This window comes from Burkholderia sp. WSM2232 (assembly GCF_000472545.1).
Taxonomy (GTDB): Bacteria; Pseudomonadota; Gammaproteobacteria; order Burkholderiales; family Burkholderiaceae; genus Paraburkholderia.
This window is the reverse complement of the sequence record NZ_AWZV01000056.1, coordinates 1-11,547: the sequence shown is the minus strand read 5'-3', so window position 1 is coordinate 11,547 and position 11,547 is coordinate 1. Positions and strand designations below refer to the sequence as shown.

The 11,547-nt window shown below is 63.5% G+C and carries 12 protein-coding genes and 1 pseudogene; 8 read left to right on the top strand and 5 right to left on the bottom strand.

The features are described 5' to 3' along the window. From F757_RS36720 to F757_RS0129460, 3 genes are all read left to right on the top strand, one after another. The coding region (locus F757_RS36720; protein ID WP_232221481.1) for a hypothetical protein at positions 1-190 on the top strand (190 nt) is incomplete at its 5' end. 233 nt (positions 191-423) lie between these two features. Next, a complete protein-coding gene (locus F757_RS0129465) occupies positions 424-858 on the top strand; it encodes a CHRD domain-containing protein (protein ID WP_027214471.1) in 435 nt (144 codons plus the stop codon). A gap of 312 nt (positions 859-1,170) precedes the next feature. Continuing rightward, positions 1,171-2,136, top strand: a complete 966-nt coding sequence (locus tag F757_RS0129460) for an alpha/beta hydrolase (RefSeq protein WP_027214470.1) — start codon at positions 1,171-1,173, stop codon at positions 2,134-2,136. Here F757_RS0129460 and F757_RS0129455 read toward each other — a convergent pair. After that, positions 2,106-2,948 (bottom strand): EcsC family protein, encoded by an 843-nt coding sequence (locus F757_RS0129455; protein WP_027214469.1) that lies wholly within the window; start codon positions 2,946-2,948, stop codon positions 2,106-2,108. The genes F757_RS0129460 and F757_RS0129455 overlap by 31 nt on opposite strands. Before the next feature lie 139 nt (positions 2,949-3,087). On the opposite strand from F757_RS0129455, the gene F757_RS0129450 reads away from it, so the two are divergent. Next, positions 3,088-4,683 (top strand): MDR family MFS transporter, encoded by a 1,596-nt coding sequence (locus tag F757_RS0129450; protein ID WP_027214468.1) that lies wholly within the window; start codon positions 3,088-3,090, stop codon positions 4,681-4,683. Positions 4,684-4,711: 28 nt separating this feature from the next. Further along, positions 4,712-5,203 carry a MarR family winged helix-turn-helix transcriptional regulator gene (locus F757_RS0129445; protein WP_027214467.1) on the top strand — a complete coding sequence of 164 codons (492 nt, stop codon included), beginning with the start codon at positions 4,712-4,714 and terminating at the stop codon, positions 5,201-5,203. Between the two features lie 65 nt (positions 5,204-5,268). Here F757_RS0129445 and F757_RS0129440 read toward each other — a convergent pair whose 3' ends face one another. Beyond that, entirely contained in the window at positions 5,269-6,561 is a 1,293-nt protein-coding gene (locus tag F757_RS0129440; protein WP_027214466.1) for an amino acid deaminase, read from the bottom strand. Between the two features lie 127 nt (positions 6,562-6,688). On the opposite strand from F757_RS0129440, the gene F757_RS0129435 reads away from it, so the two are divergent. The 3 genes from F757_RS0129435 (at position 6,689) to F757_RS0129425 (ending at position 9,550) form a co-directional block, all read left to right on the top strand. Then, positions 6,689-7,579, top strand: a complete 891-nt coding sequence (locus F757_RS0129435) for a MurR/RpiR family transcriptional regulator (protein WP_027214465.1) — start codon at positions 6,689-6,691, stop codon at positions 7,577-7,579. Positions 7,580-7,593: 14 nt separating this feature from the next. Further along, entirely contained in the window at positions 7,594-9,075 is a 1,482-nt protein-coding gene (locus tag F757_RS0129430; protein ID WP_027214464.1) for an N-acyl-D-amino-acid deacylase family protein, read from the top strand. Between the two features lie 88 nt (positions 9,076-9,163). Next, the gene (locus F757_RS0129425) at positions 9,164-9,550 is read left to right on the top strand and encodes a RidA family protein (protein ID WP_013337998.1); all 387 of its coding nucleotides are present in this window, start codon (positions 9,164-9,166) and stop codon (positions 9,548-9,550) included. Between the two features lie 63 nt (positions 9,551-9,613). Here the strand turns inward: F757_RS0129425 and queF are convergent, their stop codons facing one another. The 3 genes and pseudogenes from queF to F757_RS35540 all read right to left on the bottom strand — a co-directional run. Next, positions 9,614-10,438, bottom strand: a complete 825-nt coding sequence (queF, locus tag F757_RS0129420) for an NADPH-dependent 7-cyano-7-deazaguanine reductase QueF (RefSeq protein ID WP_027214463.1) — start codon at positions 10,436-10,438, stop codon at positions 9,614-9,616. After that, entirely contained in the window at positions 10,435-11,337 is a 903-nt protein-coding gene (locus F757_RS0129415; RefSeq protein WP_027214462.1) for a 5'-nucleotidase, read from the bottom strand. Before F757_RS0129415 ends, queF begins: the two co-directional genes overlap by 4 nt. Positions 11,338-11,385: 48 nt before the next feature. Continuing rightward, positions 11,386-11,547, bottom strand: a pseudogene (locus F757_RS35540) (threonine ammonia-lyase, biosynthetic); the annotation flags it as partial.

Below are 11,547 nucleotides of genomic sequence, written 5' to 3'. Positions count from 1 at the left end.
AGGCGAAAAAACGCAGGCGAAAAAACGCAGGCGAAAAAACGCAGGCGAAAAAACGCAGGCGAAAAAACGCAGGCGAAAAAACGCAGGCGAAAAAAAACGCGGCCGAAGCCGCGTTAAAGGTTTGGAGACATCCCTCGATGAAGGAGTCACTTCTCGCGAGCTCAAAGCATACCCGGGATCGCGCCGATGATTCACTACAGAATCTGCAAATAACTGTTCAAAAAATCGCGGTGAGCGCGGGCAGCGCATTGAGCGTGCATCGAACTCCATGCAACAGGCATCGCGTACACCGAGCCACTTATCGAGAACCCGCGGCCCCCCGCGACTCCCTGCACCGACGTCCGGCGTGGATTTGCACTAGTATGTGATGGCTTCGCGGCCGGCCGACGTATCGGCGCGGGGCGCAACTAGTCGGAGAAGACCATGATCACGCTAAAAAAACTCAATCTGGCTGTGGCTCTTTGGGCGGCAATGGCAGGTGTCGCGTTTGCTGACACTGTGGCGTTGAAGGCCGACCTCGAACCTTCCAGCGAAGTGCCGCCTCGTGTCAGTCACGGGCACGGCGCGCTGAACGCAACGTTCGACACGTCGACGAAATCGCTGCAATGGACGGTGAGCTACGAGGGGCTAAGCGGCCCGGTCACGGCCGCGCATTTCCATGGACCGGCGCCAGTCGGGCAAAACGCCAAAGTGCAGGTTCCCATCGACAAGAATGCGCTGGCGAGTCCGATAAAAGGCTCGGCCGCTCTCAACGAGCAGCAGGTGACCGATCTGATGGCGGGGCAGTGGTACTTCAATATTCACACGGCGCAAAACCCGATGGGCGAAATTCGCGGGCAAGTCTTGCCGGCCAACTAACGGGCAAGTGCAACAATCGGCAATAGCCGCCGCACCTGGATGCAGCATTCGCAGCACTTGCTGCGGTTGTGTTGCGCGGTCGCCGCACCCGAAACCGGCCGCGCCCCTCGCTGGGAGACACCATCAGCGTACCGGACCTCGGATCGTCCTACGCCGCGCCGCATTCGGCGCGCGAGGGCAAAAGCGCTTGATGGTCCCGGAAAACGAACTGGCAGCGGCCGCGCCGTACCCGGAAGAATAGAGGCCGCCGTCCATTGGCGCAGTGGCCAACGCAAGTACCATGAGGGGACGTTTCTGAAGGAGCATGCCCCGATGAGCTGGCAAAGCGCACTTGCGTGCTGGTTTTTGCGTAGACGGTTCCGCCCTCAAACCCTGAAGCCGCACATCGACGTGAGCCACGCGCGCGCATTGACGGAGAAGCGCGTCTGGTCGCCCGAGGTGCCGCGCGGCTGGCGTCTGCGGGAACTGGACGGCGCCGGCGGCAAATCGTTGCGTGGCGAGTGGCTCGAGCGCACGGGCGGCGAACCGGCCGGCGGAGCGCCAGCCCTGGTGTTGTACTGCCATGGCGGCGGCTATTACTTCTGTTCGCCGCGCACGCATCGCTCGATTGTGTTCGGCCTCGCCACGCGCGCCAACGCGCCCGTCTTTTCGCTCGACTACCGCCTCGCGCCCGAGCACCGCTTCCCCGCCGCGCTGGACGACGCAACCGCCGCGTATCGTCAGTTGATCGCTGAAGGCGTGCCGCCCCGTTCGATTGTGCTTGCGGGCGATTCGGCTGGCGGCGGCCTTGCGCTGGCGACGCTCGTTGCGCTGCGCGATGCAGGCGACCCGCTGCCGGCGGGCGGGCTGCTGTTCTCGCCGTGGACGGACCTCGCGGCAACCGGAGCCAGCATCGTCGACAACGATGGCGCCGATCCGATGTTCAGCGGCCCGGCAATTGCAAGAGCCGCAAAGGTCTATCTCGGCGACATGCCCGCGACGCACCCCTATGCGTCGCCGGTGTACGCAGACCTGCGCGGCTTGCCGCCGCTTTTCATGATGGCGGGCAGCACCGAAGTTCTGCTCGACGACTCGCGGCGCGTGGCCGCTCATGCGCGCGCGGCGGGCGTGGATTGCGAACTGGAGGTGTGGAGCAAGATGCCGCACGTCTGGCCGATCTTTGCGCCGTTCATCCCCGAGGCGAACCGCGCGCTCGACCGCGCAGCCGTGTTCATCCGGTACGCAACGAGTCGGGGCGCGCACGCCGCTCAGGCGTCGAGCGTGACGTCGATGGTTTGATACGCAGCTTTCACCGCGTGCTCGCCGTACTGCCGTTCAAGCCGCCGAACGGTGAAATGCCCGTGCGCGACCTGCTGGAAGTGGTCGATGAACACCGTGTTGACCATCGCGCCGAGCACGGCCCCGATCGCGGGAATGGACTTGGCGGCAATCTGCTCGCTGACCTGCACCGAAAAGCGCGCGGCAATCGTATTGACGAGGCGCAGCAAGGCGGCGGAGCCGTGCGTGGTGAATCCCTTCGTCGCCACTTCTGACGACGCTTTCGACACCGCCTGCGCCAGCGCGCCGCGCATGATGAAGTAGCCGAAGTCCGCGTCGTCGTCTGCGCTCGACGTGCCGCCCATGCCCAGCACCGTCAGACATTGCAGTTGCGTGTCGATCGACTTGAGGTCCTCGCCCTCGCTGCGCGCAATGTCGCAGATCGAGCGGAACATGAGCGTTGTGGTAACCGGCAACTCGACGGGCAGTGCAAACAGGCCGAACGCGCCGCCGGCTGCGCCGGTGGTGGCGACTGCAAACTTGTGCAGCAGGTTGCTCGGCTTGTCGGGCGTGAGCGACGCCGCGCCGCCGTCGCGCCGCCCGAGCGTGCGCAGCGCGATCGACAGACACTTGCGCAGCGCCAGTTCTGTCGCGTCGGCGACCTTCTCGTTTGCGAACGCAGGCATGCGTGAAATCAGCTTCTCCAAAGGCGCGCCGACGATGCTCGCCAGTTTCATTGCCAGCGCGGGGCTTTCCAGTTCGTGTTTCGCGCGGCGCAGCGCGCTCAGATCTTCTTCCGACAACGAATGCGTTGCGAGCGAACCCGGCTCCATGTGCCTCCCTGGCGTTATCTGATGTGCTCTTCCACGCTCGATCCGGCCTTTGACGCGGCCGCTCGAACTCCTGGTTAGAGCCATCACCCGTGGTATGATTCCCTAATCGTTTGACGTGTCAACTGTTGCGCTATCAAAAATGGCTGTCCATACCGCCGCCCATCATTCGAGTGGGCAAGTCTTGCCGTTCCGGGAATCGCTGCTGGCGATGCTCGGCATCTCCTTCGTCACCATGCTGGTCGCGCTGGACCAGACGGTGGTCGGCACGGCGCTGCCCACCATCGTTGCCGAACTGAAGGGGTTCGAGCTGTACGCGTGGGTCGCCACGTCGTATCTGCTGACCTCGGTGATCACCGTGCCGATCTTCGGCCGGCTTGGCGACTACTACGGCCGCAAGCCGTTCGTGATCGCGTCTATCGTGGTGTTCACGGGCGCCTCGGTGCTCTGCGGAGTCGCCGACAACATGCTGTTTCTGGTCCTCGCGCGCGGACTGCAGGGCATTGGCGGCGGCATGCTGGTCGGCACCGCGTTCGCGTGCATTCCGGACCTTTTCCCCGACTCGGTCGTGCGGCTGCGCTGGCAGGTGCTGATGAGTTCGGCATTCGGCATTGCCAACGCGGTAGGGCCGTCGCTGGGCGGGTTTCTGACCCAGTACTATGGCTGGCGCTCCGTCTTCTATGTGAATCTGCCGGTCGGCATGTTGTCGTTGTTTTTTGTGTGGCGCTTCCTGCCGCATCTGCGCCATGTCGAACACGAAGGCAAGATGAGGCTCGACTGGCCCGGCGCCGCGCTGATCGCGGTGGCACTCGGCTCGCTGCAGTTGTTCGTCGAATTACTGCCCAAGCATGGGCTGTCATGGGGCGCGTGCGCGTTGCTCGTGCTGAGCGTCGCATCGGCGTATGCACTGTGGCAATGGGAGAAGCGTTGCCCCACTGCGATCCTTCCCGTCGACATGTTCCGCAACCGCAGCCTCGCCGCACTCTTCACGCTGGCGGTGCTCGGCGGCTTCACGATGTTCTCGCTGCTCTTTTACGCGCCGTTGCTGTTCCAGGGCGGCTTTGGCATGTCGCCCAAGGAGGCGGGCGTGGTCATTACGCCGCTCGTCGTGTTCATTACGATCGGCAGTATCGCGAACGGGCGCGTGGTTTCGCGGGTGCGCAATCCGAATCTGATGCTGTATGTCGGTTTCACGCTGCTCGCGCTCGCGTGCCTCGGCGTGGTGATCGCCACACGTTCCATGCCGCATTGGCTGCTCATGTCGTTCATGGTGCTAGGCGGCCTTGGCCTCGGCTTCGTCATGCCGAACCTCACCATCTTCGCGCAGCAGACGGCCGGCCGCGAGCATCTCGGCATTGCCACGGCGCTGCTACAGTCGCTTCGGATGATCGGCGGCATGATCGGCACGGCGCTCACCGGAACGCTGGTCAGCCATATGTACGCGAGCGGCGTGCGCAGCGCGCTGGAAAGCGACCGCGCCTCGCAATGGTTCGGCGATCTGAGCGATCCGCAGATCCTCATCAACCACGAAGCACAAGCCAGCTTGCTGGGCCAGTTGGCTCAAGCCGGCCATAATGGCGCGATGCTTCTGGAGACCGCGCGCGAGACGCTTGTCGCGGCAATCCACTTCGGCCTTGCGATGGCGGCCATTATTGCTGTCGTTTCGGTATGGCAAAGCCGCCGTGTTCCGCCGATCAAGCTTCAGCGCAAGCTCGAACCCGTGATCCACGCGGACTGATTTTCGTTTTTAGCGTCATAGAACCATCATGGAAGAACAGGACCGCGTCGCAGTCATGCAGCAATTCGGCCGCACGTACCGGGCGTTCATGTCGGCCTTCGAAGCTCAGGTCGGTCACCCGTTGCCGCGCTGGCGCATCATGCTCGCGCTGCACGAGCAGGCCGGCGAGTCGTCGCAGAAGCGGCTTGTCGAGCAATTGCGCGTCGACCCCGGCGCGTTGACGCGCCAGTTGAAAGCCCTCGAAGGATTGGGCTGGATTGCGCGCAGCATGGACTCGCGCGACAACCGCGTGACCAATGTGCGCCTGACCGAGGCAGGCTTGTCCGCGACCGAAGCGAGCCTGCCGCGTCGCAATGCCTTTTTGCACGACACCATGGCCGCGCTGCCGGACGACGCGCTGAGCGCATTGTCCGGCGCGCTAAAAATGCTGGAGGCAAGAATCGGCGAAGTGGTGTCGGCGGCGAACGCCGAAGACACACCCGTTGGGACTCCCGCTGAAGATTCACGCGCCGGGCGCTGAGCGACTGCAAGCAAACGCACGGCGGTTGCGCCCGGTCACCACCTGTCGAGCGGGCGCGACGACAATCAGAAATACGTTTCGATCACCTCAGTCACGCGATAAGCCGGATCGACCACCAGCACCTGACGCCATTTGTCGAATGTCAAGCAAGGGTGCGAGATGTCGAACGCGATCATGTCGCCTACCTTCAGGTCCGCGCCTGCGGGAATCCGCATATACGCGTGCTGATCCATCAAGCCGAAGATTTCCCACCCTTCGCTCGCGGCAATCTCGCGCGGCGCCTCGTGGCCTTCTCCGTCCCGGCCCGGCCGATAGTGGCGCGCCGGCTCCGGCAGGCCCGCGTCGAATGCCGAGTCGCGCTTGCCGAGACCGATGATCGCGCGATCCGGCTCGGGGATGGACTGCACGTAGGCCCACAATTGCAGTGCAGGCAGAAGCCCTTCGCCCATTTTCTTCGCGACCGGATTGCGCGCGAAGATGTCCGTCTGCGCCTTGCGATAAATGCCGACGTCATGCGTCAGGTAGCAGCCGGGACGCAGTACGACCTCGACCTTGCCTGTTTCCGACGCCTTCACGAATTCCTCCGCGACCACGTCGTACCATGCCGAGCCTGCGCCGGACAGAATCGCCGGTGTGCGCTCGAAGCGCCCCTGGTCGATGAGCGTGCGCGTAACCGTCACCGCACTTTGCAGGAACTCGCGCACCTCGTGCTCTTCCTTCAGCACGCCTTCATACAGCTCGACGCCCGCGAGCTTCAGCACGCCGGGATAGCGCCCAATCGCTTCGAGCACAGCATTGCGTTGCACTTCATCGCGCACGCCGGTACGCCCGCCTGGCACGCCCAGTTCGAGCAGCACTTGCAACGGCTTTTTCACCGACGTGAAGAAGCGCCCCAGTTGCTCGACGCCTTCCACTGAATCGACCAGACAGAAGAACTCGAAGTCCGGATCGCTGAGCAACTCGGCGATCATCAGCATGTTGCGGCGGCCCACCAGCTGATTGGCCATCAACACGCGCGAGACGCCGCCGTGATAGGCCGCGCGCACCTGGTGCGCGGTCGCGAGCGTAATGCCCCATGCGCCGGTTTCCAACTGACGCCGGAACAACTGCGGCGCCATGGTGGTCTTGCCGTGCGGCGCGAGCTTGACTCCGTATTCGGCGACGAACGCCTGCATCCACTTCAGGTTGTGTTCCACGCGGTCCGCATAAAGGACGGCGGCGGGCAGGCTCACGTCTTCGTTCAGCAGGTTCCACTCCAGACGCGCCGCGTCGGTGAGCTGGATGCTCGCGCCCGGAACCATGCCCAAGCCCTTGCTATAAGGATCAATCGTTGCGCCCTGATAGTTTGTAACTTTCATGTCTCCTGCTCCATCGTCCAGTTAAATTGCTGCGAAGTTGACTTTACCATGTTACCGAAAGTACGATGGTCGAAGAAATGTTATTTAGTACCAGAGCTTTGACAGGAGCCCGCCGGGCACGAGCAGCATGAATTCCAGCGCCGAACCGCTCACCTTCGACATCGTCGCACGCATTGCAGAGTGTGCGCCGGAACTGCGCTCGGCCGAGCGCAAGGTGGCCGCGCTGATCCTCGACAATCTGACGGGCGCCTCGCGCGCCAGCATCGGCGCGCTGGCGGAGCAGGCGCAGGTGAGCGTGGCCACCGTTACACGATTTGCCAAAGCGGTGGGCTGCCGCGACGTGCGCGAATTGAAGCTGCGGCTCGCGCAGGCCGCGGCGGTGGGCCAGCGGTTCTTGCAGGCGGGCGCGCCTGGCGACGCGCCTGAGCCCATTGCGACGCGCGTCTTCGACGAATTGCAGACGGCGCTTGCGCACAACCATCAACTGCTGCGCCAGGCGCCGTTGGCGCAAGCGGCTGCGGCGCTGCGCGGCGCGCGCATGATCTATGTGTTCGGCATGGGCGGCGGCTCGACCGCACTCGCTGACGAAATGCGTTTTCGCCTCGTGCGTCTGGGCCGGCCCGTGGCCACGTATCAGGACGGCTTGTTGCAGCGTATGGTCGCGAGCACGGTGTCGCGCGACACCGTGCTAATCGCGCTGTCCACCACGGGCCGCGTTCCGGAGATGGTCGAGAACTGCAAGATTGCACGCAGCTACGGCGCGACGGTAATCGCGCTGACCGCGCCCGCGTCGTCGCTCGCGAAGCTCGCGGATTGGGTGATCCCGATTGTCGCCTTCGAGACCGACTTTATTTACAAGCCGTCGTCGTCGCGATACGCGATGATGATGGCGCTAGACGTGCTCGTCACCGAACTTGCCGTCAGTCAGGGTGACGAGAGCCGCGAACTGCTGCGCCGCATGAAGCACGCGCTCGACACGCACCGTGGCGGCGGCGACCGACAACCCCTAGGGGACTGATAGGAGACTGATTCATGCACTCGCATCCCGAAGCCGCCGACACGCTGATTGTCGGCGCGCAACTGTATGACGGCACCGGCGCGCCACCTGTCGAGCGCGATGTGGCGATCCGCGACGGACGCATCGTCGCGATCGGCAACCTGTCGAACTGGCTCGCCGAGGAGGTGATCGAGGCCGAGGGCCGCGCGCTCGCGCCGGGTTTCATCGACGTTCACACGCACGACGACACCCACGTGATCCGCTCGCCGCAAATGCTGCCGAAGATTACGCAAGGCGTGACGACGGTGATTGTCGGCAATTGCGGCATTAGCGCGTCGCCGGTTGCGCTGAAGGGCGACCCGCCTGATCCGATGAATCTGCTCGGCGAGCGCGACGCGTTCCAGTACCCGACTTTCGCGGACTACGTGAAAGCAGTCAACGCCGCGCGTCCGGCGGTGAACGTCGGCGCGCTGATCGGGCATACGGCGTTGCGCAACAATCAGATGGACCGCCTCGACCGCGCGGCCACGCGCGACGAAATAGAAGGCATGCGCGCGCAGCTCGAAGAGGCGCTCGCCAACGGCGCACTCGGCCTGAGTTCGGGACTCGCCTACGGTTCGGCCTTCGCCGCGCCTACCGAAGAAGTGATGGCTCTTGCGGAACCGCTCGCCGCCGCGGGCGCGCTCTACACCACGCACATGCGCACGGAATTCGACGCGATTCTCGACGCCATGGACGAAGCGTATCGCGTGGGCCGTCATGCACGCGTGCCGGTCGTCATCTCGCACCTGAAATGCGCGGGGCCGTCGAACTGGGGGCGCAGCGTCGAAGTGCTGAAGTCGCTCGAGGGCGCGCGGCGCATGCAGCCCATTGGTTGCGACTGTTATCCGTACAACCGCAGTTCGTCGACGCTCGATCTGAAGCAGGTCACGGGAGACATCGATATCACGATCACGTGGTCGGAACCGCATCCGGAAATGGCCGGCAAGCTCGTCAAGGAGATTGCCGCTGAATGGGGCGTCACGCAGCAGGAAGCGGCCAAGCGCCTGCAGCCGGCGGGCGCGGTGTATCACAACATGTCTGAGGAAGACGTGCGGCGCATCCTCTCGCATCCCGCGACGATGGTCGGCTCCGATGGCCTGCCGAACGATCCGCTGCCGCATCCGCGTTTGTGGGGCGCGTTTCCGCGCGTGCTTGGCCACTATGCGCGCGACGCCGGTTTGCTGCCGCTCGAGGAAGCCGTGCGCAAGATGACGAGCCTGTCCGCGCGACGCTTCGGCCTTGCCCAGCGCGGCGAAGTGCATGTCGGCTATCACGCCGACCTCGTGCTGTTCGACCCGGCGAAAGTGCGCGACGCCGCGACGTTCGAACAACCGCAACAGGCGGCCGACGGCATTGACGCGGTATGGGTGAACGGCGTGCTGTCCTACCGCAACGGCGAAGTGACGGGCGAGCGCGCCGGACGCTTCGTGGCGCGCGGTGCGGCGTCGCAAGGCGACGCGCACGGCGCATTCTGATTAAACCGGGCTGAGAGGCCCGGCAAGCTGGTCTATCAAGGCGCGCGGCGTGATGTCCGCGTGCGTTCAATCTACAAGGAGTGTAACGATGAAGCGATATGGTGTTGAAGGCGGAAAAGGAACGGGCGGTCAGCACATGCCGTTTGCGCGTGCGGTGGAAGCCGACGGGTGGCTTTTTGTGTCGGGGCAGACGCCGATGGAAAACGGCGAGGTGATTAACGGCGGCATCGTCGAGCAATCGCACAAGGCCATTCAAAACGTGTTCGCCATTCTGAAGGAAGCCGGCTACGGCGCGGAGCACGTGGTGCGCTGCGGCGTTTGGCTTGACGATCCACGCGACTTCGCGTCGTTCAACAAGGTGTTCCGCGAATACTTCGGCGACAATCCGCCGGCGCGCGCGTGTGTCGTTTCGTCGATGGTGATCGACTGCAAGGTCGAAGTGGATTGCGTCGCCTACAAAAAACCCGCAGCCTGAGACGCTTGAGAGAAGGTTCGCCGCGGCACATCAGCAAGAGGTCCGCGGCGATTACTGCAATGCCTATTGCCGCGCAAGCCGCATGTTGTCGGGCATCGGCAGGTTGTAGTTGGTGCGGAACGGGTTGATGTCGAGCCCGCCGCGCCGCGTGTAGCGCGCATACACTGCGAGCTTGACCGGGCGGCATGCCTTCAGCACGTCGATAAAAATCTTCTCGACGCATTGCTCGTGAAAACCGGTGTGGTTGCGGTACGAGATGATGTAACGCAACAGCCCCGCGTGGTCGATCTGCGGGCCGACGTAGTGAATCTGCACGCTGCCCCAATCCGGCTGACCCGTCACCGGGCAATTCGATTTAAGCAGATTCGAGAACACCGTTTCCTCGACGGGCGCTTCGTCCAGTGCGGCTTTCAGCAACGACGCGTCGGGCGTGTAGACGTCGGTGTCCAGATCCAGCCGGTCGAGCGGCGTGCCTTCGAATTCTTCCATCTGCAATTTGCCGAAGTCGTGCGGTGCGGTCAGATAAACAGAAACCGTCGAGCCGCACGATGCCGACACGTCGCGTCTGATCGTGTCGCGCACCGCTTCGATTGACTCGAACGCGGTTTGCGCGAACGAGCCGAGATACAGCTTGAACGACTTGGACTCGACGATGTTCGGCGAGTCCGCCGGCACAAAGAACGTAGCGACCGCGATCTGCGGTTTGCCGCGCTGATTGAGCCACGACAACTCATAGGCGTTCCAGATGTCGGTGCCGAAGAACGGCAACTGCGCGCCGATGCCGATCGCCTCGCGCGCGTTGCTGCGCGCAATCGGAAAGAGCAGTGACGCGTCGTACTGTTCGGTGTAAGTGGAGGCCTTACCCAGCGGAGATTGTTCGGGTGTCATGATGCATTCACGATGCCACTCAGCACGTGTCCGGTCGCCGTCACGACGCGGGCCGATTCGCAGTGGCCAATTTGGTCGTCGAAGAAAAAGTCCGGCTCGAACTCGCGCAGGAATGCGCTCTTGTCGAGGCCGCCCAGAAACATCGCTTCGTCGATTTCAATGTTCCAGGCCATCAGGGTTCGGATCGCGCGCTCGTGCGCGGGCGCCGAACGCGCCGTCACCAGTGCCGTACGAATATGCATCGGCGCGGCTTGATCCGCGAGCTTTTGCAGCCGATGGAGCGCTTCGAGCAAAGGCTTGAGCGGTCCGTCGGCAAGCGGCAGATCCTTGTTGTGCATCTCGTGGCCGACGAAGGCCCGCAAGCCGTCTTTCTGAAACACTCGCTCGGCTTCGTCGGAAAACAGCACCGCGTCGCCGTCGAAAGCAATGCGGATTTCGTCGGGGTACTTGCTCGCCATTTTCGCCGATTCCGGCAACACGCGTGCGGCGGGAAAGCCGGCGGCGAGCGCGTCGCGCACGTCGTCCTGATTCGCGGAGAGAAACAGCGACGCGTTCAACGGCTTCAGATAGGCGAACGGCGCACGCCCGCGCGTGAACACGCCGCGCTCGATCGTGAGTCCGTGTTCGCGGCACGAATGAAACGCGCGCAATCCGCTGATCGGATCGCTGCGCGACAGGATCACCACTTCCACGCGATGTCCGCCCGCATTCAGGGCCAGCAGCTTGCGGATGAGCGGAAACGCGACGCCCGGTTTCGCGGGCACGTTCAGCCGCGCGCGCTGCAATGCTTCGTAAGCCTGAAGATCGCCTTCCTCGTACACGCGGTTCTCTTCTTCGAAGTCGAAGAGCGCGCGCGACGAGATCGCTACCACCAGTTTGTCGACAAGCGAAAGAGCCATCTGCGGTGTCGGGTTTCCGTTGCAGTAGTTACAGTAGTTGGGGCCGCTTTAGCCCAGGAACAACCGATACACCGGATTCTGCGTCTCTTCCCAATACGGATAGCCGAGCGTCGCGAGGAAGCGGTCGAACTCCGCGTTATCCGTTTGCGGCACCTGGATGCCGACGAGAATCGAGCTGTAGTCCGCGCCCTGGTTGCGGTAATGGAACAG